Source organism: Kitasatospora sp. NPDC097605 (assembly GCF_040302725.1).
Taxonomy (GTDB): domain Bacteria; phylum Actinomycetota; class Actinomycetes; order Streptomycetales; family Streptomycetaceae; genus Kitasatospora.
Genome location: NZ_JBEOSF010000007.1, coordinates 152,469 through 178,654, shown reverse-complemented (window position 1 = coordinate 178,654; position 26,186 = coordinate 152,469). Strand labels below are relative to the sequence as shown.

Annotated in this window: 21 protein-coding genes; 11 read left to right on the top strand and 10 right to left on the bottom strand. The window is 73.1% G+C overall.

Annotation, left to right across the window (positions count from 1 at the left end):
• Nucleotides 1-56: 56 nt before the first annotated feature.
• Nucleotides 57-1,487, bottom strand: coding sequence for a CCA tRNA nucleotidyltransferase (locus tag ABTX81_RS11095; protein WP_350543269.1), 1,431 nt, complete (start codon nt 1,485-1,487; stop codon nt 57-59).
• 381 nt (nt 1,488-1,868) lie between these two features.
• Here ABTX81_RS11095 and ABTX81_RS11090 point away from each other — a divergent pair, with 381 nt between their 5' ends.
• From ABTX81_RS11090 to trxA, 7 genes are all read left to right on the top strand, one after another.
• Nucleotides 1,869-4,385: a DUF6049 family protein gene (locus ABTX81_RS11090; RefSeq protein ID WP_350543118.1), complete on the top strand. Its 2,517-nt coding sequence runs from the start codon at nt 1,869-1,871 to the stop codon at nt 4,383-4,385.
• Between the two features lie 57 nt (nt 4,386-4,442).
• Nucleotides 4,443-6,965 carry a murein biosynthesis integral membrane protein MurJ gene (gene murJ, locus ABTX81_RS11085; RefSeq protein WP_350543116.1) on the top strand — a complete coding sequence of 841 codons (2,523 nt, stop codon included), beginning with the start codon at nt 4,443-4,445 and terminating at the stop codon, nt 6,963-6,965.
• A gap of 231 nt (nt 6,966-7,196) precedes the next feature.
• Nucleotides 7,197-9,209 (top strand): protein kinase family protein, encoded by a 2,013-nt coding sequence (locus ABTX81_RS11080; RefSeq protein WP_350543114.1) that lies wholly within the window; start codon nt 7,197-7,199, stop codon nt 9,207-9,209.
• Between the two features lie 46 nt (nt 9,210-9,255).
• Complete coding sequence (sigM, locus tag ABTX81_RS11075) at nt 9,256-9,984, top strand: RNA polymerase sigma factor SigM (RefSeq protein WP_350543112.1); 729 nt, start codon at nt 9,256-9,258, stop codon at nt 9,982-9,984.
• Nucleotides 9,981-10,907, top strand: a complete 927-nt coding sequence (locus ABTX81_RS11070) for an anti-sigma factor family protein (protein WP_350543110.1) — start codon at nt 9,981-9,983, stop codon at nt 10,905-10,907. The genes sigM and ABTX81_RS11070 overlap by 4 nt, the downstream gene beginning before the upstream one ends.
• A 173-nt stretch (nt 10,908-11,080) precedes the next feature.
• A complete protein-coding gene (trxB, locus tag ABTX81_RS11065; protein ID WP_350543108.1) occupies nt 11,081-12,046 on the top strand; it encodes a thioredoxin-disulfide reductase in 966 nt (321 codons plus the stop codon).
• Between the two features lie 127 nt (nt 12,047-12,173).
• Complete coding sequence (trxA, locus tag ABTX81_RS11060; protein WP_344330044.1) at nt 12,174-12,500, top strand: thioredoxin; 327 nt, start codon at nt 12,174-12,176, stop codon at nt 12,498-12,500.
• A 94-nt stretch (nt 12,501-12,594) separates the two neighbouring features.
• Here the strand turns inward: trxA and ABTX81_RS11055 are convergent, their stop codons facing one another.
• The 9 genes from ABTX81_RS11055 to rpmH all read right to left on the bottom strand — a co-directional run bounded on the left by ABTX81_RS11055 (nt 12,595) and on the right by rpmH (nt 19,457).
• Nucleotides 12,595-13,212: a GNAT family N-acetyltransferase gene (locus ABTX81_RS11055; RefSeq protein ID WP_350543106.1), complete on the bottom strand. Its 618-nt coding sequence runs from the start codon at nt 13,210-13,212 to the stop codon at nt 12,595-12,597.
• 124 nt (nt 13,213-13,336) lie between these two features.
• Entirely contained in the window at nt 13,337-14,425 is a 1,089-nt protein-coding gene (locus ABTX81_RS11050; protein WP_350543104.1) for a ParB/RepB/Spo0J family partition protein, read from the bottom strand.
• Complete coding sequence (locus ABTX81_RS11045; RefSeq protein WP_350543102.1) at nt 14,422-15,396, bottom strand: ParA family protein; 975 nt, start codon at nt 15,394-15,396, stop codon at nt 14,422-14,424. The genes ABTX81_RS11050 and ABTX81_RS11045 overlap by 4 nt, the downstream gene beginning before the upstream one ends.
• A gap of 305 nt (nt 15,397-15,701) precedes the next feature.
• A complete protein-coding gene (rsmG, locus tag ABTX81_RS11040; protein ID WP_350543100.1) occupies nt 15,702-16,541 on the bottom strand; it encodes a 16S rRNA (guanine(527)-N(7))-methyltransferase RsmG in 840 nt (279 codons plus the stop codon).
• A gap of 173 nt (nt 16,542-16,714) precedes the next feature.
• Nucleotides 16,715-17,245: a Jag family protein gene (locus ABTX81_RS11035; protein WP_350543098.1), complete on the bottom strand. Its 531-nt coding sequence runs from the start codon at nt 17,243-17,245 to the stop codon at nt 16,715-16,717.
• 84 nt (nt 17,246-17,329) lie between these two features.
• On the bottom strand, nt 17,330-18,508 hold the full coding sequence (gene yidC / locus ABTX81_RS11030) for a membrane protein insertase YidC (RefSeq protein ID WP_350543096.1): 1,179 nt from the start codon (nt 18,506-18,508) through the stop codon (nt 17,330-17,332).
• On the bottom strand, nt 18,505-18,876 hold the full coding sequence (gene yidD, locus ABTX81_RS11025) for a membrane protein insertion efficiency factor YidD (RefSeq protein ID WP_350543094.1): 372 nt from the start codon (nt 18,874-18,876) through the stop codon (nt 18,505-18,507). The genes yidC and yidD overlap by 4 nt, the downstream gene beginning before the upstream one ends.
• Entirely contained in the window at nt 18,873-19,301 is a 429-nt protein-coding gene (gene rnpA / locus ABTX81_RS11020) for a ribonuclease P protein component (protein ID WP_350543092.1), read from the bottom strand. Before rnpA ends, yidD begins: the two co-directional genes overlap by 4 nt.
• A gap of 18 nt (nt 19,302-19,319) precedes the next feature.
• Nucleotides 19,320-19,457: a 50S ribosomal protein L34 gene (gene rpmH, locus ABTX81_RS11015; protein ID WP_030059672.1), complete on the bottom strand. Its 138-nt coding sequence runs from the start codon at nt 19,455-19,457 to the stop codon at nt 19,320-19,322.
• Nucleotides 19,458-19,810: 353 nt separating this feature from the next.
• Here rpmH and dnaA point away from each other — a divergent pair, with 353 nt between their 5' ends.
• The 4 genes from dnaA (at nt 19,811) to recF (ending at nt 26,058) form a co-directional block, all read left to right on the top strand.
• Complete coding sequence (gene dnaA, locus ABTX81_RS11010; protein WP_350543090.1) at nt 19,811-21,664, top strand: chromosomal replication initiator protein DnaA; 1,854 nt, start codon at nt 19,811-19,813, stop codon at nt 21,662-21,664.
• 952 nt (nt 21,665-22,616) lie between these two features.
• The gene (gene dnaN, locus ABTX81_RS11005; RefSeq protein ID WP_350543088.1) at nt 22,617-23,747 is read left to right on the top strand and encodes a DNA polymerase III subunit beta; all 1,131 of its coding nucleotides are present in this window, start codon (nt 22,617-22,619) and stop codon (nt 23,745-23,747) included.
• A gap of 128 nt (nt 23,748-23,875) precedes the next feature.
• Complete coding sequence (gnd, locus tag ABTX81_RS11000) at nt 23,876-24,871, top strand: phosphogluconate dehydrogenase (NAD(+)-dependent, decarboxylating) (protein WP_502892747.1); 996 nt, start codon at nt 23,876-23,878, stop codon at nt 24,869-24,871.
• A 53-nt stretch (nt 24,872-24,924) separates the two neighbouring features.
• The gene (recF, locus tag ABTX81_RS10995; RefSeq protein WP_350543084.1) at nt 24,925-26,058 is read left to right on the top strand and encodes a DNA replication/repair protein RecF; all 1,134 of its coding nucleotides are present in this window, start codon (nt 24,925-24,927) and stop codon (nt 26,056-26,058) included.
• Nucleotides 26,059-26,186: the final 128 nt, after the last annotated feature.

Sequence of the window (26,186 nt, the reverse complement as noted above, 5' to 3'; positions counted from 1 at the left end):
GCACGGGGGCGGCCCCGGGTTCTCCCCGGGACCGCCCCCGCCGAACGGTCCGCGCCCTACTGCTGGGACTGCTGGGCGTCCCACCAGGAGCGCAGCGCGGCCACCGCCGCGTCGTGCTCCATCGGGCCGTACTCCAGCCGCAGCTCCAGCATGTGCTTGTACGCCTTGCCGACCATCGGGCCGGGCTTGATGCCGAGCAGCTCCATGATCTGGTTGCCGTCCAGCGCCGGGCGGACGGCGTCCAGCTCCTCCCGCGCCTTGAGCTCGGAGATCCGCTCCTCCAGCCCGTCGTAGGTGCGGGAGAGCGCGGCCGCCTTCTTCTTGTTCCGGGTGGTGCAGTCCGAGCGGGTCAGCTTGTGCAGCCGCTCCAGCAGCGGGCCGGCGTCGGTGACGTAGCGGCGCACCGCCGAGTCGGTCCACTCGCCGCCGCCGTAACCGTGGAAGCGCAGGTGCAGCTCGACCAGCCGCGAGACGTCCTCGGTGAGCTCCTTCGAGTACTTCAGCTCACGCATCCGCTTGCGGGTCATCTTGGCGCCGACCACCTCGTGGTGGTGGAAGGAGACCCGGCCGTCCGACTCGAAGCGGCGGGTGCGCGGCTTGCCGATGTCGTGCAGCAGCGCGGCCAGTCGCAGGGTGAGGTCGGGGCCGTCCTGCTCCAGGTCGACGGCCTGCTGCAGGACGGTCAGCGAGTGCTCGTAGACGTCCTTGTGCCGGTGGTGCTCGTCGCGCTCCAGGCGCAGCGCGGGCAGCTCGGGCAGCACGTGGTCGGCCAGCCCGGTGTCGACCAGCAGCCGCAGGCCCTTGACCGGGTGCTTGGCCAGCAGCAGCTTGTTGAGCTCGGCCTGGACCCGCTCGGCGGAGACGATGGCGATCCGGTCGGCCATCGCGGTCATCGCCGCGACCACCTCGGGGGCCGGCTCGAAGTCCAGCTGGGCGGCGAACCGGGCGGCCCGCATCATCCGCAGCGGGTCGTCGGAGAAGGACTCCTCGGGGGTGGCGGGGGTACGCAGCACCCGGGCCTCCAGGTCCTCCAGGCCGTGGTGCGGGTCGACGAAGCCGCGGCCGGGCAGGTCGACGGCCATCGCGTTGACCGTGAAGTCGCGGCGGACCAGGTCCTCCTCGATGGTGTCGCCGTAGGTCACCTCGGGCTTGCGGGAGGTGCGGTCGTACGCCTCGGAGCGGTAGGTGGTGATCTCGATCAGGAAGGAGCCCTGCGGGGTGTCCTTGCGCGCGCCGACCGTGCCGAAGGCGATGCCGACGTCCCAGACCGCGTCCGCCCAGCCGCGCACGAGCTTGAGCACCTGCTCGGGACGGGCGTCGGTGGTGAAGTCCAGGTCGTTGCCGAGCCGGCCCAGCAGGGCGTCCCGGACCGAGCCGCCGACCAGCGCGAGCCGGTGACCGGCCGCCTGGAAGCGGCGGGCGATCTCGTCGGCGACCGGGGACACCCGCAGCAGTTCCTGCAGCCCCAGGGTCTGGGCCTCGCTCAGGCCGGGGACGACCTGGACGGCGGAACTGGAATGATGGGTGCCGGTCGGGTGGGCGGTGGGCTCATTGGCAGTGGACACGGCTCACAAGGGTACGTGGCCCGGCGGCCCGGTCGCCCGCGCGTTTCCACCGGCTCACTCCCCGGCCCGCAACACCGCACCCCTCACCACATCGTTACCATGCCGGTGGGACGAGTCCGGGGCACCGACGGCGGGCCGCGGTGCCGTGCGCCGTCACGGCCGCCCGGGCGACGGACGACCACATTTTCTTCACGGCTGATCCTCACGGCATCCCCCAGGGCCGGCGGAACATCCGCAGCAGCACGGCACCAGCAGCAGCGATCGAGAACGGCGAGGGCGAACCCGTGAGCGAGGGCGGACCGCGTGAGTGAGCCGGCACGGTACCCGGGACAGCAGGCGGGTCGCCCCGGGCGGGTCCTGCGACGAACCGCCCGGCGGCTGGCCGGGGCGCTCGGCGCCGCGCTGGTGCTCGCCTCGGCGCTGCCGGGCCCGCCGTCGGCCGCGGCGGCCCCGGCCAGGACGGCCGACGAGGCCCGCCCGGCCGCCGGGTCGACGGTCAGCGCCGAGTACCCGGTGACGATGACCATCGAGTCGGTGAACAAGCCGGTGGCCGTCCCGAACGGCATCGTGACCATCTCCGGGCACGTCACCAACGGCGGCAAGTCCGTCCTCAAGTCCGCGCACGCGACGGTCCGCAAGCCCTGGGCGGGCAAGCCGCTCACCAACCGCAGCGACGTCGCCGGGGTGCTCACCCGGAGCACCCCGCAGGGGTCGGACGGCATCTCGCTGGACAGCCCGCAGTACGCGCTGAACGAGCTCGGCCCCGGCCAGAGCCAGCCGTACACGCTGAGCGTCGCCGTCGCCGACCTGCAGCTCACCACCGAGGGCGTGTACGAGCTGGCGGTGGACGTCTGGGGCTCGACCGCCGACAACCAGCGCGACCGCCCGCTGGGCATCGCCCGCACCTTCCTGCCGTACAACCCGACCTCCCCGCCCGAGGCGCAGCCGTCCAAGGTCACCACCCTGTGGCCGCTGGTGCACGCCCCCGTGCTGGCCGCGCAGACCCTCTCCGACAACGACCAGACCGTCCCGGTGCTGCGCGACGACAGCCTGGCCGCCGAGTTCGCGCCTGGCGGCCGGCTGTACGCGCTGGTCGAGACCGGCGCCTCGCTGACCGGGCTGACCTGGGTGGTCGACCCGGACCTGCTGGACACCGCGTTCGCGATGACCAAGGACTACCGGGTGCAGAAGCCCGGCACCGAGGGCAACGCGGCCAAGGAGGAGAACACCGTCCGCGGCACCGGCACGGCCGCCGCCACCGCCTGGCTGGAGAAGCTGCGGGCCGCCGTCGCCAAGCCGGGCAGCCAGGTGGTGGCGCTGCCCTACGCCGACCCTGACCTCGCCTCGATCGCGCACAACGCCCCCGAGTTGGAGGGCATCGACACCGCGCTCGGCAAGGCGGCCACCGCGGGCCGGCTGACCGTCGAGGGCCGGCTCTCGGTGGACACCCGCTCCGACGTCGCCTGGCCCTACCAGGGCTACCTGGACCAGCGGATCGCCTCGGTCGCCCAGCGCGCGGGCGCCGGCCTGGTGTTGGTGAACGGCGCGAGCATGCCCGAGTCGGACGCGCTGAAGTACACCCCCTCGGCCACCCGGCCGATCGGCAACGGCCAGACCGCGCTGGTCGCCGACCAGGTGGTCTCCTCGCTGTTCGAGCAGGACCTGGCGACCGCGCAGGACCAGACCCTGGCGACGCAGCGGTTCCTGGCCGAGACCTTCGTGATCTCCCGGCAGGAGCCGCAGCACTCGCGCGGCCTGCTCGTCATGCCGCCGCGCGACCTCACCGCGAGCACCGCCAAGGTGCTGGCCGGCGCGTTGCAGGCGGCCCAGGACGGCAAGTGGGTGGAGCCGGCCAAGCTGGACGCGCTCGCCCAGACGGCGCCCGACCCGAAGGCCGGCACGGCCGTCCCGGCGGCCACCGACTACCCGGCCCGGGTCCGCGACTCCGAGCTGCCCGCCGCCGACCTGACCGCCACCACCAGGATCCAGAACGACCTGGACACGCTGATGCAGGTGCTGACGCTGCCGCAGCGGGTGCGCGGGCCGTTCAGCGCGGCGATGGTCCGCTCGCTGTCCACCGAGTGGCGCAACCGGGCCGCCGAGGGCGGCGTCTACCGCGACGGCGTGCAGAGCTACCTCGACGAACTCACCAGGGCGGTGAAGGTGCCGCCGAAGCGGGTCATCACCTTCGCCGGGGACACCGGCGTGCTCCAGGTCAGCGTGCGCAACGACCTGACCCAGACGGTCACCAACCTCAAGCTGGTGCTGAGCCCGAGCCAGCCCAACCGGCTGCGGGTCGAGCTGCCGTCGGAGGAGCTGGTGCTGCCCGCCTCGCAGAGCGTGACCCTGCGCTTCCCGGCCGAGGCGAAGAACAACGGGACGGTGAACATGACCGCCCAGCTGTACACCACCGGGCCCGACCCGAAGCCGTACGGCGCCCCGGTGGTCTTCAGGGTCGAGGTCACCTCGGTCACCAACGGCGTGCTGTACGTCTTCGGCGGCGGCCTGGTGCTGCTGCTGCTCGCCGCCCTGCGGTTCCTGCGCCAGCGCAAGCGGCGGGTGGCGCACGACGACGAGGGCGACGCGCCGCTGGCCCCGGCGGACGGTCCCGAGGAGGGCCCGGACGGCGGGGACGGCCCGGACGGCGGCCCCGCCGGCGGCCCGGCGCAGGGTTCGACGGACGGCACCGCGCACGGACCGGACGACCACGACGGGGCCGGCGGTACCCCGGACCGGGCCGCGGAAGCGGCACGGACACCGCACGACAGCAGCGCGGATGGCCGGGATCGGGCCACCAGTGATGAGAAGGTTGGTCCTTGACACCGCCGACACCGCCCGACCCCGGGGCGGCCTCCCCCACGACAGCGAAGAGGTGACATGACCGGGCGCAGCGAGGAGCGGCCTCCGGGCCGCGGAGAGGTCCGTCCGGGTGCCGAGTCGCCGTCCGGCGACTGGTACGTGGCCGACACCTACGCCCAGGACCCGTACGCGGCCGACGCGTACCAGGGCGGTCCGGGCGAGCAGGACCCGTACGGCCTGCGGGCCGCCCGGCCCGCCGCGCCGCAGCAGCCGGCGGCCGCGTACGACGTGCCGCCGCAGCTGCCGCCGCAGGGCGGTGACTACCCGGCACCGGTGCCGCCGACGCCGTTCTCCCCGCCGGTGCCGCCGGTGCAGCCCGGCTGGGACACCCCGCCGCGAGCCTGGCGGGAGGGCCCGCCGCCGCAGGCCGCCGCCCCGGCCGGTCCGCCCGCGCCCGCAGGCCCGGCGACCCCGGCGGCCGCTCCGGCCCAGGGCTGGGGCGGTCAGCAGCAGTGGCAGCCCGGCCCGGCGCACTCCGCCTGGGACTCCGAGTCCACCGAGTACGTCGGGGTGGACGCGCTGTTCGGCGGGAACCAGGCGACCGCCGAGGCGCCCCGCCCGCCGGCCCAGCACTCCCCCGTCCAGCAGCCGGCGGCGGCCCAGCCGCCCGCCGCGCCGGTCCCGCCCGCCCCGCCCGCGCCGTTCCCCCCGGCCGGCGGTTACCCGGGGCAGCACGCCCCGCAGCCCGGGTACGGTCCCGCCCCCGGCGGCCACGGCCCGGACGGGCACCGCCCCTTCGTGCCGCCGATCGAGTTCGACCCGCCGCTCGCCGAGGACGAGGCCACCATGCAGGTGGCCGCGGTGCAGCTGCCGCCCGCGGTGGAGCCGCTCGCCGACCTCGCGGCCGAGGAGCAGTCCGCCCCCGCGGCCCCCCGGGAGAGCGCCGGGAAGTCCGGCGGCAAGGTCGCCTCGCTGCTGAACTCCAGTGCGATCATGGCGGCCGGCACCTTGGTCTCCCGCGGCACCGGCTTCCTGCGCACCATGGTGATCGCCGGCGCGATCGGCATCGCCGTGATGGGTGACTCCTACAACGCGGCCAACACCCTGCCGACGCTGCTCTACATCCTGATCGGCGGCGGCGCGCTGAACTCCGTCTTCGTGCCGCAGCTGGTCCGCAGCATGAAGAACGACGCCGACGGCGGCATCGCCTACGCCAACCGGCTGCTCACCCTGGTGATGGTCGGTCTGGCCGGCGTGGTCTTCCTGGCCGTGCTCGGCGCACCCCTGCTCGTCCAGCTGATCGCCCATCCGATGATGGAGAACGCGGCCCGCGCCGACACCACCGTGGCCCTGGCCCGGTACTGCCTGCCGACCATCTTCTTCATGGGCATCCATGTGGTGATGGGACAGATCCTCAACGCCCGCGGCCGGTTCGGCGCGATGATGTGGACCCCGGTCCTCAACAACATCGTGGTGATCTTCACCTTCGGCGCCTACATCTGGGTCTACGGCGGCTTCGACGGCACCCATGTCACCCCGGAGACCATCACCCCCGAGGGCGTCCGGCTGCTCGGCATCGGCACCCTGGTGGGCCTCGCCGTGCAGGCGCTGGCGATGATCCCGTACCTGCGGGCGGCCGGCTTCTCCTACCGGCCGCGCTTCGACTGGCGCGGCCACGGCCTGGGCAAGGCGGCCCGGCTGGCCAAGTGGACGTTCTTCTTCGTACTCGCCAACCAGGCCGGCTACCTGGTCATCACCCAGCTGGCCACCGCCGCCGGCAGCAACGCGGAGGCGGGCGGCCACGGCGGTGTCGGCCTGGCGGCCTTCTCCAACGCCCTGCTGATCTGGCAGCTCCCGCAGGCCGTCATCACCGTCTCGATCATGAGCGCGGTGCTGCCCCGGCTCTCCCGCGCGGCCGCCGACGAGGACGCCGGCGCCGTCCGTGACGACCTCTCCTACGGGCTGCGCACCACCGCCGTCGCGGTCGTCCCCGCGGCGTTCCTCTTCCTCTCGCTCGGCCCGGCCATCGGCCAGTCCATCTACGCGGTGGGCGGCGGCGACCTCGCCCTGGACAACGCCCGCAACGTCGGCCTGATGCTCTCCGCCTTCGCCCTGGGCCTGATCCCCTACTCGGCGCAGTACGTGATGCTCCGCGGCTTCTACGCCTACGAGGACACCCGTACGCCGTTCTCCAACACCGTCTGGGTGGCCGCCTGCCAGGCCGGCTTCTCGCTGCTCTGCTGGGTGCTGCTGCCCGCCGAGTGGACGGTCACCGGAATGGCGCTCGGCTACGGCGTCGCGTACGCCGTCGGAGTGACGGTCGCGCTGCCCAAGCTGAAGAAGAGGATCGGCGGCCTGGACACCAAGCGGATCGGCAAGACGTACTCCCGGCTGGCCACGGCCTCCGTCCCCGCCGCCCTGGTGGGCCTGGGCGCCGGCCTGGCGATCACCCAGGTCGTCGGCGGCTGGGCCGGGGCCGTACTGACCGTCGTGGTGGCCGGCGGACTGCAGCTGGCCGTCTTCGTGCTCATCGCCAAGCGGCTGCGGATCGAGGAGCTGAACGCCATGCTGGGTATGGTGCGCGGCCGACTGGGCCGCTGATCCCGGCATCGGGCCGCCGCGCGCCCCGGACCGTCCCGGGCCGGGACCCGGCGGCCCGATGCCGATCTGCACCACATCTCTCCACCGTCGGGCAACCGCTCGGACCTCTCGGCGGTCGTACCCGGTGGAGAACAGTGGGCACAATTGTCCTGGAGCACCGGGGCCACCGGCCGAAGCGCTCCAACGACTCTCTCTCAGGCCCGGGGCGACACAAGGGGAGGCTGGACCACGGTGGCTGATGGCACCAAGGCGGTCGTCGACACGTCAGCAGCTGACGGAGCGGCGGACGAGGCCGCGCTGGCCGAGGCGATCGACGCGCTCGCCGACGGCGCGGCCCGGCCCACCGCGGCCGGCGGGAAGGACACCGGAAAGGCCGCCGGGAAGAACGCGGGGAAGAACGCCGGGAAGCCCGCCGGGAAGGACACCGCCCCCGCCGAGGACGTCGGTGCCGGCACCGACGCCGGCACGGCCCGGAACGCGCCGGCCGGGAGCGAGGAGACCTCGGAGATCACCGCCCCGCTGTCGGCCTCCGAGATCGCCGCGGAACTCGCCGCCGGCGACGCCGCCCGCCGGGCCGCCGCCGAAGCAGCCGACCGCCCCTCCTCCGACCGTCCCGCCGCCAAGCGCCCGCCCCGGGACCCGCAGCCCACCCACGACCCCCGGGACACCGCCACCCTGCCGCAGACCCTCCCCGCCCCGCTGCGGCACAGCGGCGACATGATCGGCCACCGCTACCGGCTGGAGGAGTGCATCTCCTCCACCGAGACCTTCAGCAGCTGGCGCGCCGTCGACGAGAAGCTGCGCCGGGCCGTCGGCGTCCACCTGATGGCCGCCGGCCACCAGCGCGCCCGCAAGGTGCTGGCCGCCGCCAAGTCCGCCGCCCTGCTCGGCGACCCGCGCTTCGTCCAGGTCCTGGACGCCGTCCAGGAGGGCGAGCTGGTCTACGTCGTGCGCGAGTGGCTGCCGCACGCCTCCGACCTCGCCAAGCTGCTCGGCGACGGCCCGATGGAGCCGCACGAGGCCTACCAGATGGTCCGCCAGGTCACCGACGCGGTGGCCGCCGCCCACCGGCGCGGCCAGGCCCATCTGCGGCTCACCCCGCGCTGCGTGCTGCGCACCGACAGCGGCCAGTACCGGATCAACGGCATCGCGGTGGACGCCGCGCTGCGCGGCCTGCCCGCCGAGGGCGGCGACGAGGACGCCGAGCGCACCGACACCCGGGCCATCGGCGCCCTGCTGTTCGCCGCGCTCACCCACCGCTGGCCCTTCCCCGAGGACCGCTACGACCTCCGGGGCCTGCCCAGGAACATCGGCGAGGTGGCGCCGGACCAGGTCCGGGCCGGGGTCCACAAGGGCCTGTCCGAACTGGCCGCCCGCGCCCTGTTCGACCACCCGCCGCACCACGCCGAGCCGATCACCACCCCCGAGGAGCTCGCCCGGGCGATCGCGCTGATGCCGCGCATCCGCCAGCCCGAACCCGAGCTGCCGGTCTTCACCAACCCGCCGCGCCACAACACCCACGCCCTGCCGACCGCGCCCAACCCGACCCGGGTGGTCGCCGCCCCCGGCACCGCGCCCGCCCCGGTGGTGGCCCCGGTGCGCAACGCCGGGCGACGACTGCGCCGGGTGGTCAAGGTGACCGCCTGGACGGTCGCCCTCGGTGCCATCGGCGTGGCCTCCTGGCAGCTGGTGGACAGCATGCGCCCGGGAAGCACGGCCTCCGCGGCCCCCCAGCCCAGCAGCACCAGCGCCACCCCCAGCGCCCACGCGGCGACCCACGACCCGGCGCCGGTCCAGGTCGCCGCGGCGATCTCCTACAACCCGCTGGGCGAGGGCCCCGAGGGCTCGGCCGGCCTGCCCAAGGCGATCGACGGGGACCCGAGCACCGAATGGGTCACCAGCTGGTACAACGACCCCTTCCCCAAGGCCAAGGACGGCACCGGGCTGCTGCTCGACCTCGGCACGGCGCAGCAGGTCTCCAAGGTGACCCTCAAGTTCGGCACCCCCACCACGGCCGAGCTCCGGGTGCCGAACAAGGGCGTCGGCAACCCGCCGGCGGCCAGGCCCGGTGACTACACGGTCCTCGGCAAGCAGGCCGGCACCACCCTCGAGTACCAGCTGGACAGCCCGGTCACCACCCGCTACCTCCTGGTCTGGCTGACCAGCCTGTCCACGAACCCGCCGGGGACCAAGGACGCGGGCAAGTACCAGGCCCACGTCCTCGACGCGAAGGTCTTCGGCTGACCCACGGACCGCGGCGGCGGCGGGGCACGAACGGCGAGGGGTGGACGTGGCGGACGACGGACCGGAGCGCGGCGACGACGACGCGGCGCTGCTCGCCCGGCACGTCGCGGGTGACCGGGAGGCCTTCGGCCGGCTGGTGAACCGCCACCGCGACCGGCTCTGGGCGGTCGCCCTGCGCACCCTCGGCGACCGCGAGGAGGCCGCCGACGCGCTGCAGGACGCCCTGGTCTCCGCCTTCCGCTCCGCGCACACCTTCCAGGGCCGCTCGGCCGTCACCACCTGGCTGCACCGGATCGTGGTCAACGCCTGCCTGGACCGCGCCCGGCGCACCGCCACCCGCCGGACCAGGCCGCTGGACGACGACCCGGGGCGGCTGGACGCCCTGGTCGGCGCCGCCGAGCCGGCCGACTCCCCGGTGGTCCGCGCCGAGGTGCACCGCGAGCTGTCCGCCGCGCTCGCCGAGCTGCCCGCCGAGCAGCGGGCCGCGCTGGTCCTGGTCGACATGCAGGGCTACCCCGTCGCCGAGGCCGCCGAGCTGCTGGGGGTGCCGGTCGGCACGGTGAAGAGCCGCTGCGCCCGCGGCCGGGCCCGGCTGCTGCCGCTGGTCCGGCACCTGCGCGAGGAGCGGACGGACGGGGTCGGTGTTTCACGTGGAACACCGACCGCCTCCGGGACCGCCCGCCCGCCCGGGAACCCACCGGGGCCCCGTACCGTCACAGGGACAGCCCCTGATCCAGCCCGGCCGATTCTGGAAGGAGACGCGAGCACGCGATGACGGCGCCCCTCTCCTCCCCCGATCCCGCCGCGGACGCGCACCCCGAGGTCGACGCGCTGGCCGACCTCGCCGAGGACCTGCTCGCCCCCGCCGACGCCGAGGCGCTCCGGCGGCACCTGGCCGGCTGCGCCGAGTGCCGGGAGACCGCCGAGGCGCTCGCCGAGGTGCGGACGCTGCTCGCCGGGGCCGAGCCGCCGGCCATGCCGGCCGATGTCGCCGCCCGGATCGACGCCGCCCTCGCGGCCGCGGCCCAGGAGGCCTCCGCCCCCGCCCCTTCCGCACCGGCCGCCCCGCCGACCGCTCCGCCGGCCCGGCCCGCCGCCGCCACCGGACCGGGCCGGGCCGCCCGCCCCCGGCGCCGCAGGGCGCTGCTGCTCGGCTCGGCGGCCGCCCTGCTCGCCCTCGGCCTCGGCGGCGCCTTCCTGTCGCTGTCCTCCTCCCCCCAGCGCGGGGACAGCCTCACCGCCAGCACGGCCGGCGCCCCCGCCGCCGCCTCGGCCGCCCCGGGCACCCCGGAGAGCGCCGACGCCAAGGCGGACCAGCCGGCCGGCGGCACCGTCTTCCAGGACGAGCGGCTCCCCGCACAGGTCCGGCAGCTGCTCGCCGGAGCGGTCACCGGCCGGCCGGAGCAGCCCGTCAAGCCCTCGGAAGGCTCCGGCGCGGGCAACCCCTCGGAAGGCTCCGGCGCGACCGCCGTACCCCCCGCCGAGGGCGGCCAGGGCCTGACCGGCGGCGGCCGCTCGGCCCCGGCCTGCCCCCCGCCCAGCACCGCCCCCCTGCTGGCCACCGACCGGGGCAGCTACCACGGGGCCCCCGCCGAGCTCCTCGTCCACGCCCTGCCCGGCCGCTCCGACCAGCTCGACGTCTACCTCCGCTCCGCCGACTGCCGGATCCTGCTGCACCGCACCGTTCCGAGCGGCTGACCGATGGTTCCCGTGCGATCCATGCCACGGGCCGCACGACACTCCCAGAGTGCGGGCGCCTGGTACTGATCCTCCTGGGAATGCGAGACACTGGTCAGTCGTTGTCCCGGGCGGCGGAGCAGGACCGCCCTCCCCGCAGCAAACGCGGGTCGCGATGCGAACCAGGAGATGCAGTGAGCGACGTCCGTAACGTGATCATCATCGGTTCCGGCCCGGCCGGCTACACGGCAGCGCTCTACACGGCCCGTGCCTCCCTCAAGCCGCTGGTCTTCGAGGGTGCCGTCACCGCCGGTGGTGCGCTGATGAACACCACCGAGGTCGAGAACTTCCCGGGCTTCCGGGACGGCATCATGGGCCCGGAGCTGATGGACAACATGCGGGCGCAGGCCGAGCGGTTCGGCGCCGAGCTGATCCCGGACGACATCGTCGCCGTCGACCTCACCGGCGACGTCAAGACCGTCACCGACTCCGAGGGCAACGTCCACCGGGCCCGCGCCGTGATCGTCACCACCGGCTCCCAGCACCGCAAGCTGGGCCTGCCCAACGAGGACAAGCTCTCCGGCCGCGGCGTCTCCTGGTGCGCGACCTGCGACGGCTTCTTCTTCCGCGACCAGGACATCGCGGTGGTCGGCGGCGGCGACACCGCCCTGGAGGAGGCGACCTTCCTCTCCCGCTTCGCCCGCAGCGTCAAGGTCATCCACCGCCGGGACACCCTGCGCGCCTCCAAGGCGATGCAGGAGCGCGCCTTCGCCGACGAGAAGATCAGCTTCGAGTGGGACAGCGCGGTGGAGGCCATCCACGGCGACCCGAAGCTGACCGGTGTCACCCTGCGCGACACCACCACCGGCGAGACCCGCGAGCTCCCGGTCACCGGACTGTTCATCGCCATCGGCCACGACCCGCGCACCGAGCTCTTCAAGGGCCAGCTGGAGCTCGACGCCGAGGGCTACCTCAAGGTCGAGGCCCCCTCCACCCGCACCAACATCCCGGGTGTCTTCGCCGCCGGCGACGTCGTCGACCACACCTACCGCCAGGCCATCACCGCCTCCGGCACCGGCTGCTCCGCCGCCCTGGACGCCGAGCGCTACCTGGCCTCGCTGGCCGACCTGGAGGCCCAGGCCGCCACCGTCGCGGTCTGACCCACCCCACCGTCCGGGTGGGTGTGTTCCACGTGGAACACGCCCACCCGCCAGGTCGAAACAGAACCGCCCCGCGCGGTGTTGTAGACCTGGCAGCCCCTCCCCCGCTTGACCCTTAGGAGTGATCGTGGCCGGCGCCACCACCACCGTGACCGATGCGACGTTCGATGCCGACGTCCTCAAGAGCGACAAGCCCGTCCTCGTCGACTTCTGGGCCGAATGGTGCGGCCCGTGCCGCCAGGTGGCCCCGGTCCTGGAGGACATCGCGTCCGAGGAAGGCGACAAGCTCACCATCGCCAAGCTCGACGTCGACGCCAACCAGCAGACCGCCGCGGCGTACAACGTCATCTCCATCCCGACCCTGATCCTCTTCAAGAACGGCGAGCCGGTGAAGCAGATCACCGGTGCCCGTCCGAAGGCCGCGCTGCTGCGCGAGCTGGACGGCCTCATCTGAGGCCGCTCCCCCGGCACGCCACGAGGGCGGGGCCCCCCACCGGGAGCCCCGCCCTCGTCCGTCGCCACCCGCCGTGAGCCGGGAGCGGCCGCGCTCAGAACGGCCGCAGCGCCGGCTCCTTCCGCCCGCCGCCCAGCAGCCGCTCCAGCGCCCCCTCGACGTCCCCCCGCCAGGAGAGCGTGGTGCGCGCCTCCAGCCGCAGCCGCGGATAGCGGTGGTGCGGGCGCACCGTCTTGAAGCCCACCGCCAACAGGTGCTCGGCCGGCAGCACACAGCTGACCGGCTGACGGCCCACCGCCCCGAACGCCTCGATCGCCCGGAACCCCCGGCCCAGCAGGTCCTTGGCGACCGTCTGCACCAGCACCCGACCGATCCCCTGCCGCTGGAAGCCCGGCAGCACCCGGCTGACCATCAGCTGAACGGCGTCCGAGGAGACCGGACTGGTCGGGAAGGACTGCGCGCGCGGCACGTACGCGGGCGGGGCGTAGAGCACGAAGCCGGCCGGCCGGTCGTCCACGTAGACCACCCGGCCGCAAGAGCCCCACTCCAGCAGGACGGCGGAGATCCACCCCTCCTTCTCCAGCTCGGGCTTGCCGGCCTCGACCGCCGCCCGGCCGCTGACCGGGTCCAGCTCCCAGAACACGCAGGAGCGGCAGGTCGACGGCAGGTCCGCGAGGTTGTCCAGCGTCAGCGGAACGATCCGGCGTCCCATGCCCCGCACCTCCTCGTCCACTCCACAGTCGAGCATTCCCCCCGAACGCCGATGGGTGCATGTTTCACGTGAAACAGCGCTCACGCGGAACATGCACCCATCGGCGCCGCAACGTCGGTCCGGCTCAGCCCTGCGACAGCCGCAGCCCGTCGTCGCCGGGCGCCATGCTGTCCAGGATCCGGTTGAGGTCCTCCACCGAGCCGAACTCCAGGACGACCTTGCCCTTGCCGAGCTTGCCGCCCCGCTGTGAGACCTCGACCTTCACCCGGGTGTCGAAGCGGTCCGAGAGCCGGCTCGCCAGGTCGTTGAAGGCCGGCGAGAGGATCTTGCCCGCCTTCGGCCGGGCCGAGCTCTTGGGCTTCGGCTCCTCACCGTTCATCAGCGTGACGAGCTCCTCGGTCATCCGGACCGTGAGCGCCTCGGCGATCACCCGGGCGGCGAGCTCCTCCTGCCGCTCGGGGTCCGCGAGGCCGAGGATCGCCCGGGCGTGCCCGGGCGTGATCGTCCCGGCCGCCAGCCGGCGCTGCACCCCGGCCGGGAGCTTCAGCATCCGCAGGGTGTTGGACACGTGCGAACGCGAGCGGCCGATCCGGTCGGCCAGCTCCTCGTGGGTGCAGGAGAAGTCCCGCAGCAGCTGGTCGTAGGCGGCCGCCTCCTCCAGCGCGTTCAGCTCGGCCCGGTGCAGGTTCTCCAGCAGGGCGTCCAGCAGCAGCTTGTCGTCCTCGGTGGCCCGGACGATCGCCGGGATCTGCGCCAGCCCGGCCTCCCGGGAGGCCCGCCAGCGCCGCTCGCCCATGATGAGCTCGAAGCGTCCGGGCGTGGTCTGACGCACCACCACCGGCTGGAGCAGGCCCACCTCCTTGATCGAGGTGACCAGCTCCGCCAGCTTCTCCTCGTCGAACACCTCGCGCGGCTGGCGCGGGTTCGGGGTGATCGCGTCCAGCGGCAGCTCGGCGAAGTAGGCACCGGCCACCCGTGCGAGCTCCGCCTCGGCGGCCTGCTCCCGCAGGCTCTCCGCGGCCGCCCTGGCCGCCAGCGTCCCCCGGCCGGACGGCAGCACCGGCACCGCGGCCGGCGAGACCGCTCCGGGCGAGGCCACCGGGGCCACCGCCGACTGCGGCGCGGCGCCGCTACCGGCTCCACCGCCCGCCGGGGCGGCGGGGCCGATCAGCGCCCCCAGCCCTTTTCCCAGTCCCCTGCGACCGCCACTCACCGATTGCCCTCCGTCGTACCGTGCTGTGCTCCCGGGGCGCCCTGCCCCGAACCGTCCCGCTGCTGCCCCACCAACGAGCCGCCGGCCCCTGCGGACACCGCCCGCAGCGCCAGCTCCCGGGCGGCCTCCAGGTAGGAGAGCGCGCCGGTGGAGCCCGGGTCGTAGGTGAGCACCGTCTGACCGTAGCTGGGCGCCTCCGAGACGCGGACCGAGCGCGGGATCGCGGTGTGCAGCACCTCCTGTGGGAAGTGCGTCCGGACCTCCTCGGCCACCTGGGCGGCCAGCCTGGTCCGGGCGTCGTACATGGTGAGCAGGATGGTGGAGACGTGCAGCACCGGGTTGAGGTGCGTCCGGACGAGGTCGACGTTGTGCCGCAGCTGGCCGAGGCCCTCCAGCGCGTAGTACTCGCACTGGATCGGGATCAGCACCTCCTGGCCGGCGACCAGAGCGTTGACCGTCAGCAGGCCCAGCGAGGGCGGACAGTCGATCAGGATGTAGTCCAGCGGCTGCTCATAGGCGGCGATGGCGCGCTGCAGCCGGCTCTCCCGGGCCACCAGCGACACCAGCTCGATCTCGGCGCCCGCCAGGTCGATGGTGGCGGGGACGCAGAACAGCCCCTCGACGTCCACCACCGGCTGCACCACGTCGGCCAGCGGCTTGCCCTCCACCAGGACGTCGTAGATCGAGGGCACCTCGGCGTGGTGGTCGATGCCGAGCGCGGTCGAGGCGTTGCCCTGCGGGTCGAGGTCGATCACCAGCACGCGCAGGCCGTGCATGGCCAGCGAGGCGGCGATGTTGACGGTCGTGGTGGTCTTGCCCACCCCGCCCTTCTGGTTGGCCACCACCATCACCCGGGTGGTCGCGGGGCGGGGCAGGCCTTCGCCCGCCCGGCCGATGGCCTGGACCGCAGCCTGGGCAGCACGCGCGATGGGCGTGTCATCGATCTGGTCGATGGTCTCCGAGTCCTGCATGGGGCTCAGTGTTTCACGTGAAACCGGAGCGGCAACAGTCGCCGCCCGGCTGCGCGAGAGGATTCCCGAGAGGAGAGAGCGACGTTTCACGTGAAACACCATGCCCGCAATGTCGGAATTCTGACGATGCGACACTCCGGTGGTCCGATGTCGTCCTGCCGTCCGCCCGCCCGTCACCCGGACGGCGGAAGGCACACCGCGGACACGACACCCGCCCGGACCGGAGCGGCCCGGAGGCGAGCGGACACGACACGGGCGGGGAGGTCCGTGGACCTCCCCGCCCGTGTTCAGGCATCACGCCCGGCTCAGCGGCCGCGCCGCCGGGGGCTGCGACCACGGTCGCCGCCGCGGACGGGGCCGCCCGCCCGGCCGGCCTTCGCCGCGGCCTTGGCCCGGCGGGTCGCCGCCTTCACGCCGCCCGGGCTCTCGCCCACCTTGACCTGGACCACCCGGGTCGAGGTCTCCAGGGTGCCCTCGCCGACCGCGATCACCGACCACTCCACCGCACCGAGCTTCGCCAGCCCGGCCCGGGAGTCGGTCAGCTCCTGCTCGGCGCTGTCGCCCTTGAGCGCCAGCATCTGGCCGTGCGGCCGCAGCAGCGGCAGCCCCCAGCCGGCCAGCCGCTCCAGCGGCGCCACCGCGCGCGCGGTCACCACGTCCACCGCCAGCTTGCCGACCATCTCCTCGGCCCGGCCGCGGAGCACGGTGACGTTCTCCAGCCCCAGCTCGCGGACCACCTCCTCCAGGAAGGTGGTGCGGCGCAGCAGCGGCTCCAGCAGGGTCACCGAGACGTCCGGCCGCGCCAGCGCCACCGGGATGCCGGGCAGGCCGGCACCGGAGCCGACGTCGCAGAGCGTCGTCCCGCCCGGCAGCAGCTCGGCGAGGACGGCGCAGTTCAGCACATGGCGGTCCCAGAGCCGGGGCACCTCGCGCGGACCGATCAGCCCCCGGGTCACCCCCGCGGTGGCCAGCAGCTCGGTGTAGCGGACCGCGGCGTCGTACCGCTCGCCGAAGACCTCCCGGGCCACGGCCGGCGGTGCGGGCGGCGGCTCGACCGCCGGCCGGCCGCCGACGCCCGCGCCCTCGGCATCCGGGCTTCCGGCGCCCGTCCCCGGCCCGCCGGCAGCCGCGCTCTCCGTGTCCATCTCGAACTCTCCGCTCCCCGGATCCACCGACCCGCTCCTGCACCGTTTCACGTGAAACATCTCTCGCCGGGCCACCGCCCGCGAAGGGACGACGACCCCGCCCGCGCGTGGCGGACGGGGTCGGGTCCTCGTGTCGCATGCCACCGCCCAAGCCATCGGCGGTCACCCTGCCGTCAGGCCGGCAGCACGACCACGCAACGCTCGGGCTCCTCGCCCTCCGACTCGCTGCGCAGACCGGCCGCGGCCACCGCGTCGTGGACGACCTTGCGCTCGAACGGGGTCATCGGGCTCAGCTTGACCTGCTCCCCCGAGCTCTTCACCTGCTCGGCGGCCTCGGCCCCGAGGGTCGCCAGCTCCGAGCGCTTGCGGGCCCGGAAGCCGGCGATGTCCAGCATGAGGCGGCTGCGCTCGCCGGTCTCCCGGTGGACGGCCAACCGGGTCAGCTCCTGCAGTGCCTCCAGCACCTCGCCGTCCTGGCCGACCAGTCGCTGCAGGGCGCGGTCGTTGCCGTCACCGACGATGGAGACCAGGGCGCGGTCGCCCTCGACGTCCATGTCGATGTCACCGTCCAGGTCGGCGATGTCGAGCAGACCCTCCAGGTAGTCCGCCGCGATGTCGCCCTCCTGCTCCAGGCGGGAGATGAGGCTCTCGTCGGCGCTGGCGGCGGCCTCGGCCTCGACGGCGGAGGTGATGCCTTCCGTCACTGATGGACTCCTTCGGAGATGGGCCCGGGTGGTGGGCCGGTAACGAGGTTCAGGGGGCCGTGGGAGCGGTCCGGAGCGGACCGGTCACTTCTTCTTCGGCCGCTGACCGCCGCCGCGCTTGGGCTGCTGCCGGCCGCCCTGCTGCCGGGCCGCACCCGACTTGGTGCCCGCGGGACGCGCCGCGGTCTGCTTGGCCGCACCGCCGCCCGAGGTGCCGGCGGCGGCGCCGGTCTCGGCGGACTCCGCCGGGGCGGCGTCGGCGGGCTGCTCGGCCGGGGCGTCCTTGGTCAGGCTCGCCGGCTGGGCGCCGCCGTGCTGGCGCTGCGACTTGGTCTGCTTCCGCGGCTGCTGCCGGCGCACCTGCACCGACTCCTCGACCACGGCCTCGGCGGTGACGGCCGACTTCTTCGCAGGGAGCAGGCCGAACAGCGGGCCCTTGATGACCGAGCCGTCCGGGTTCAGCCGGCTGGCCTTCTTCAGCCGGTCCTGGCGCTCGTCCCAGGCCTTGCTGCCCGGCGTCGGGTTGTTGCGGATGACGATCAGCTGCTGGCCCATCGACCAGACGTTGGTGGTCAGCCAGTAGACCAGGACACCGACCGGGAAGTTGATGCCCATCACGGCGAACATGATCGGGAAGACGTACATCAGCATCTTCTGCTGCTGCATGAACGGCGTCTTCACGGTGAGGTCGACGTTCTTCGTCATCAGCTGGCGCTGGGTGATGAACTGCGACGCCGACATCAGGATGATCATCACCGCGACGACGATCTTGACGCTGACGTCGCTGCTGCCGACGAAGGTCGCCGAGAGCGGGGCACCGAAGATGTGGGCCTGCTGGGCGCTGTCCAGCAGGGTGCCGTCGATCACGCCGATCGGCTTGCCGTCGGCGACCTTGGCGAGCACGCCGTAGAGCGCGGTGAAGAACGGAGCCTGCACGAGGATGGGAAGGCAGCTGGAGAACGGGTTGGTACCCGCCTCCTTGTACAGCTTCATCATCTCTTCGGACTGGCGCTGGCGGTCGTTCTTGTACCGCTCCTGGATGGCCTTCATCTTCGGCTGGATCGCCTGCATGGCCCGGGTCGCCTTGATCTGCTTCACGAAGAGCGGGATCAGGCAGATCCGGATGACGACCACCATCGAGGCGATGGCCAGACCCCAGGCCCAGCCACCGTTCGGATCGAAGACGTGGCTGTACAGCGAGTGGAACTGGACGATGATCCAGGACACCGCTGTGTACAGGGGGTTGAGGAAGGAGAAGGTCACCGGTCAGGCTCCTTGGACATTGGGATTGGCCCCACGGGACCAATGGTCGCCGGGCCCTCGGGGTCCGGACCGGCGGGGGGCGTGATCACCGGCTGGTCGGCGGCGGACCGGCCCTTGAGCCGGTCCCGCAGCCGGCGGTGCCACACCGGGTGCTTGCGCGGCGGGACGTGGTCGACCCCGCCGGGAGTCCACGGATTGCAGCGCAGGATGCGCCACACGGTCAGGGCGCCGCCCTTCACCGCCCCGTGCGTCTTCACGGCCTCGAAGCCGTAGTGCGAGCAGGACGGGTAGTAACGGCACACCGGACCGAGCAGTGGGCTGATGGTCCACTGGTAGATCCTGATCAGACCCATCAGCAGGTACTTCATCGACCTGTTCCCGTCGGCGCCGAGACGGCGTGCTCGGCCTTGAGCAGCCGCTTGAGCGCCGCGTCCAGGTCGCGTTCGAGGTCCTGGTACGAGGCGGACGCGGCCGGGGGCAGCGCACGCACCACTATCAGGCTACCGGCGGGCAGCCGGGACAGACGATCACGCACGAGATGGCGCAACCGGCGCTTGACCAGGTTGCGGGTGACCGCCGGGCCGACGGCCTTGCTCACGACGAAACCCGCACGCGCCGAAGGGGTCCCCTCGGCGACGTGCGGGCGGGTGTCGCTGGTCCGGTCGGTGCAGTCCCCGGGGGCGTCCTCTCTGGCGAGATGGACGACCAGCAGGGGCCTACCGGCCCGACGACCGCGTTTCACCGCGGTCGCGAAGTCCTGGCGCCGCCGCAGCCGATTCTCGGAGGGCAGCACAGCAGACTCTGGTGCGGATCAGGCGGACAGGCTGGCGCGGCCCTTGCCACGGCGGGCGGCCAGGATGGCGCGGCCGGCGCGGGTACGCATCCGCAGCCGGAAGCCGTGGGTCTTCGCGCGACGACGGTTGTTCGGCTGGAAGGTGCGCTTGCTCACTCGGGGGCTCCTGAGGTGAATCGTAGGATGACGGGGAGTCGCTTGGCCGTCACCGTGCGTCCGCGTGATCTCCCCTGTTACGGAAATCCGGCCCATCGCCCCAGTTCGGCTGGGGTTTGAGGCAATCCACGGCGCCCGTGCTGCGCGCCTTATGGAGCGGGTGGACCCGCGGACATGCGGCAGCGGCCATCGACAACTCGACCTGGTTACGGTACGCGGGACGGGGCGCGAGGGTCAAACCAGCCGACCGGAGGCCGTTTACCCACAGGCTGTGGACAACGACTTGATCCGTCTCTGTTCGCTGACTACCGTTGCAGGACTTGTCTGGTTTGTTCATCGGAAAGCGTGCACCAGTGGCTGAAGTCAACAGCGACCTTGTCCCGGTCTGGGCGAGGGTCGTCGAGCGGCTGGTCGGCGACCCGGACATCGGGGAGATGGACAAGCAGTGGGTGCAGCGCACCCAGCCCATGTGGATGATGCACGACACCGCCCTGCTGGCGGCCCCCAACGAGCGGGCCAAGCAGGTGCTGGAGGGCCGGCTGCTGCCGCAGCTGACCGAGGCGCTCTCCCGCGAGCTGGCCCGCCCCGTGCGGATCGCCGTGATGGTCGACGCCAACGCCATGCCGACCGCCCCCGCGCCGGGACCGCAGGCCCCCGCCGAGCCGTACCCGAGCCCGTCCGAGCAGGACGCCGGCGGCTACGGCGGCGACCAGGGCTACCCGCAGTCCTACGAACAGGACTACAAGCAGGACTACCGGCAGGACTACGAGCAGGGGTACGAGCGGCCCCGCTACGACCCCGGCGGCTACGAGCAGCAGCAGCCCTCGCCGTACGGCGGCCCGGCGGGCGGTGCCCAGGCCTGGCCCGGCGCCGGCTACCAGGAGCAGCCGCCGGCCTACCGCGAGCCCGAGGAGCCGGCCCCCCGGCCCGCGCCGCGGCACGTCCCCGCGCCGCCCTCGACCACCCAGGGCGACCTCTTCGGCGGCGCCTACGGCCCCGGCCCGGGCGAGCACCCGCGGACCGCCTCCGGCCGCCGCTCCCCCGCGAACCGCCCGTCCGGCGGCCGCGGCGGGGACAAGGCCCCCGCCGAGCGCGCCACCGACCGACCGGCGGTCCCCGGTGTGCCCGCCCCGCCCGGCGCTCCGCCGGCCGGCGGCCCCCGCAAGGACGAGCCGGCCGCCCGGCTGAACCCCAAGTACCTGTTCGACACCTTCGTGATCGGCGCGAGCAACCGCTTCGCCCACGCGGCGGCGGTGGCGGTCGCCGAGGCCCCGGCCAAGGCGTACAACCCGCTCTTCATCTACGGCGAGTCCGGGCTGGGCAAGACCCACCTGCTGCACGCCATCGGGCACTACTCGCGCAGCCTCTTCCCGGGCACCCGGGTGCGGTACGTGTCCTCGGAGGAGTTCACCAACGAGTTCATCAACTCCATCCGGGACGGCAAGGCGGACACCTTCCGCAAGCGCTACCGGGACATGGACATCCTGCTCGTGGACGACGTGCAGTTCCTGGCGAGCAAGGAGTCCACGCAGGAGGAGTTCTTCCACACCTTCAACACCCTGCACAACGCCAACAAGCAGATCGTGCTCTCCTCCGACCGTCCGCCCAAGCTGCTGACCACGCTGGAGGACCGGCTGCGCAACCGCTTCGAGTGGGGTCTGATCACCGACGTCACCCCGCCGGAGCTGGAGACCCGGATCGCGATCCTGCGCAAGAAGGCGATCCAGGAGCAACTCAACGCTCCTGCCGACGTGTTGGAGTTCATCGCGTCCCGGATCACCCGGAACATCAGGGAGTTGGAGGGGGCCCTCATCCGGGTCACCGCCTTCGCCAACCTCAACCGGGCGCCGGTCGACCTGGAGCTGGCCGGGATCGTCCTCAAGGACCTCATCCCGGGCGGCGACGAGGACGCCGGGCCGGAGATCACCGCCCAGGTGATCATGCAGCAGACCGCCGCCTACTTCGGGCTCGGTGTGGACGACCTCTGCGGATCCTCTCGCAGCCGCGTGCTGGTGACCGCGCGTCAGATCGCCATGTACCTCTGCCGGGAGCTCACCGACCTCTCGCTGCCGAAGATCGGCGCGCAGTTCGGCGGCCGCGACCACACCACGGTGATGCACGCCGACCGCAAGATCCGGTCACTCATGGCCGAGCGGCGCTCGATCTACAACCAGGTCACCGAGCTGACCAACCGCATCAAGAGCTAGCCGGCCGGCCCGTCGGGGGACGGGCCCCGGGTGGCCGGAAAAGGGCGTCAGGAGCGATCCTGGCGCCCTTTCGGCATATCCACAGGTGTGCACGACGGGCCGGCGGGGCAGGGATGCCGGTGACGGACGCTCCGCCAGTCCACAGCCCGCGCCGAACATCTGACCGGGGATTCGAACGCCACCGGTGCGCGAGGCGGAAATCCACAGGCGGGGCGGGTTCTCCGTCATCCACAGGCCCGGGCGCCGGGAGTTATCCAGAATTCCTCCACAGGCCCTCCGCCGCTACGCTCTTCCGCGCAGGTCAGGTGCCTGTGGACTTGTGCACAACCGTTATCCACAGGGTGTGGACAATTGTCGGCCCGTCAGTGGGCCGTCCGGGTTGTCCACCGGTTGTCCCCAGGGCGGGCGAGGTTATCCCCAGGTTGTCCACAGGCCTGTCCACAGTTCGACAACCTTCTGCCCTCGTTCACGCCCAGGTGTGAAAGCCGTCACGAAAAGTTGACCGGCGCCCGTGGATAACCACGCCCGGATCTGGGGACAGTGCTGGGGATAACCTGTGGATACCCAGCGTGCCCTGTGGGTAACGCTCCGCTGTCCACAGCGGGCCGTGTTCGTCCACAGCCCCGATCCACAGGTCCTGTGGACAAAAAACCAGGTCTGACCTGCGCAAACAGGGTTATCCACGGTTTCCACAGGCCCTACTACTACCACTACACCTATAGACCGTTCGCCTCGTTCAAAAGCGGGTGGGGTCGAAATCTGTGGACAACCGCTCCCCGACATCCGTTCGAGTTGCTTCCGCCCGTCTGCCCCGTCTGTCGGTGGAGTACGTCAGACTGTCCTCGGCGACTGGAAGCGGAGCGGCGGAGCTCGGCGGACAGCCGCGGCGAAGACCAAGATCAGAAGAACCAGACGTGCGAGCGGGAGCGCTCGATCCAGGAGGCGGTTACCGGTGAAGTTCCGGGTGGAGCGTGACGTCCTCGCGGAGGCGGTGGCCTGGGCTGCCCGCAGCCTCCCGGCACGGCCGCCGGTGCCGGTGCTGGCCGGCCTGCTGCTGACGGCCCAGGACGGCAGTCTGGCGCTGTCCGGCTTCGACTACGAGGTCTCGGCCCGGGTCGAGCTGGAGGCCGACATCGAGGAGGCCGGCACCGTGCTGGTCTCCGGCCGGCTGCTCAACGACATCTCGCGCAACCTTCCCAACAGGCCTGTGGAGATCTCCACCGACGGCCAGCGGGTCAGCGTGGTCTGCGGCAGCTCCCGGTTCACCCTGCCCACCCTGCCGGTGGACGAGTACCCGGCCCTGCCCCAGATGCCGACCGCGACCGGCACCGTCCCCGGTGACGTCTTCGCCTCCGCGGTCAGCCAGGCCGCCGTGGCCGCCGGCCGCGACGACACCCTGCCGGTGCTCACCGGTGTGCGGGTCGAGATCGAGGGCGACCGGATCACCCTGGCCGCCACCGACCGCTACCGCTTCGCCGTCCGCGAGCTGCTCTGGAAGCCCGAGCAGTCCGACATCTCGGCGGTCGCGCTCGTCCCGGCCAAGACCCTGCAGGACATCGCCAAGTCCCTGGGCAGCGGCGACAGCGTCTCGATCGCGCTCTCCTCGGGTGGCGCGGGCGAGGGCCTGATCGGCTTCGAGGGCGCCGGCCGGCGGACCACCACCCGCCTGCTGGAGGGCGAGTTCCCCAAGTACCGCAGCCTCTTCCCGACCGAGTTCAACGCGATCGCGGCGATCCAGACCCAGCCCTTCCTGGAGGCCCTCAAGCGCGTCTCCCTGGTCGCCGAGCGCAACACCCCGGTCCGGCTGAACTTCGAGGAGGGCGTGCTCACCCTGGAGGCCGGCTCCGGCGACGACGCCCAGGCCACCGAGCGGATCGACGCCTCCCTGGAGGGGGACGCCATCTCGATCGCGTTCAACCCGGGCTACCTGGAGGAGGGCCTCAAGGCCATCGACTCCGCCTACGCCCAGCTGAGCTTCACCACCCCGACCAAGCCCGCGCTGCTCAGCGGCAAGGCCGCGGTGGACGCCGAGGCCGACGAGGCCTACCAGTACCTGATCATGCCGGTCCGCCTCTCCGGCTGAGCCGACGCCGCTCCCGGGCCGGTCCGGCCGCCACCGGACCGGCCCGGGAGCCGTTCGTCCACAGCCCCGGTCCACGGCCCCGCCCGCGGCGCAGGCCCGCCTCCGTCCACAGCCCTGTGAACAAACCTGTGGAACCCTCCCCCGGTCGGCCCGACCGCGAGGAGGCCCTCCCGCTCCAGCACGTAGGCTCAAGGAAGCGCGGCAACGGCGCCGCCCGCAGGGACGTCACCACAGGTAAGGATTTGGCTATGGAGCTCGGCCTCATCGGTCTCGGCAAGATGGGCGGCAACATGCGCGAGCGGATCCGCCGCGCCGGCCACACCGTCATCGGCTACGACCGCAACCCCGACATCTCCGACGTCGAGACCCTCCAGGAGCTGGTTTCCAAGCTGCAGGGCCCGCGCGTCGTCTGGGTCATGGTCCCGGCGGGCGCCGCCACCCAGGCCACCGTGGACGAGCTGGCCGAACTGCTCTCGCCCGGCGACGTGGTGGTCGACGGCGGCAACTCCCGCTGGACCGACGACATCAAGCACGCCGAGGCGCTGGCCGCCAAGGGCATCGGCTTCGTCGACTGCGGTGTCTCCGGCGGTGTCTGGGGCCTGGAGAACGGCTACGCGCTGATGTACGGCGGCGACGCCGAGCACGTCGCCAAGGTCCAGCCGGTCTTCGACGCGCTCAAGCCCGAGGGCGACTTCGGCTCGGTGCACGCGGGCGCGGTCGGCGCCGGCCACTTCGCCAAGATGGTCCACAACGGCATCGAGTACGCGATGATGCAGGCCTTCGCCGAGGGCTGGGAGCTGCTGGAGGCCGCGCCCGAGGTCACCGACGTCCGCGAGGTCTTCCGCAGCTGGCAGGAGGGCACCGTGATCCGCTCCTGGCTGCTCGACCTGGCCGTGCGCGCCCTGGACGACGACGAGCACCTGGCCAAGCTCAAGGGCTGGGCCGCCGACTCCGGCGAGGGCCGCTGGACCGTCGAGGCCGCGATCGACCACGCCGTCCCGCTGCCGGCGATCACCGCCTCGCTGTTCGCCCGCTTCGCCTCCCGCCAGGAGGACTCGCCGCAGATGAAGATGATCGCCGCGCTGCGCAACCAGTTCGGCGGCCACGCGGTCGAGTCGAAGTAGTCCCCCCAGGTCCGTCCCCCGGAAGTCCCAGAAGGCGAGCGCAGTCCACCGTCATGCACGTCGCGCACCTGTCGCTCGCCGACTTCCGCTCCTACGCCCGGGCCGAGGTCCCCCTCGACCCGGGCGTGACGGCCTTCGTCGGCCCCAACGGCCAGGGCAAGACCAACCTGGTCGAGGCGGTCGGCTACGTCGCCACCCTGGGCAGCCACCGGGTCGCCACCGACGCCCCGCTGATCCGGCTGGGCGCCGAGCGCGCGGTGATCCGCACCTCGGTGGTGGACCGCAGCCGATCCACCCTGATCGAGCTGGAGATCACCCCCGGCAAGGCCAACCGGGCCCGGATCAACCGCTCCGACAACGTCCGCCCGCGCGATGTGCTGGGCCTGCTGCGCACCGTGCTGTTCGCCCCCGAGGACCTCGCCCTGGTCAAGGGCGACCCGGGGGAGCGCCGGCGCTTCCTGGACGAGCTGCTGACCGCCCGCGCGCCCCGGCTGGCCGGCGTCCGGCAGGACTACGAGCGGGTGCTCAAGCAGCGCAACGCCCTGCTGAAGACCGCCGCGATGGCCCGCAGGGCCGGCGGCGGCAAGGGCGCCGACCTCTCCACCCTGGAGGTCTGGGACGGCCACCTGGCCCGGGCCGGCGCCGAACTCACCGCCTTCCGCCTCCAGCTGGTGGCCGCCCTGCAACCGCTGGTCGCGGCCGCCTACGGGCAGCTCGCGCCGGGCGGCGGCGACACCGCGCTGGAGTACCGCAGTTCCTTCGAGGGCGAGCTGCCGACCAGCCGCGAGCAGGCCGAGGAGCAGCTGCTGGAGGCGCTGCGGACGGCCCGCAAGCAGGAGGTCGAGCGCGGGGTCACCCTGGTCGGCCCGCACCGCGACGAGCTGGTGCTCAAGCTCGGCCCGCTGCCCGCCAAGGGCTACGCCAGCCACGGCGAGTCCTGGTCGTTCGCGCTGGCGCTGCGGCTGGCGTCGTACGAGCTGCTGCGCTCCGACGGGGGCGAGCCGGTGCTGATCCTGGACGACGTCTTCGCCGAGCTGGACGCCGCCCGCCGCGACCGGCTGGCCGAGCTGGTGGCCGGCGGCGAGCAGGTGCTGGTGACCGCGGCGGTGGCCGAGGACGTGCCGAAGGCGCTGGCCGGGACCCGGTACGCGGTCGCCGACGGCGCCGTCCAGCGCGTCACCGGCTGACCGGCGCCCCCACCCCGCGTTCCACCCCGCGTTCCGCCCGCGTCCCGCCCGGGCCGGACCCGCGCCCGACCGCGCCCGACCGCGCTCCACCGGCCGCCGCCGGCGCTCGCACACTCCACCGCCGTCCC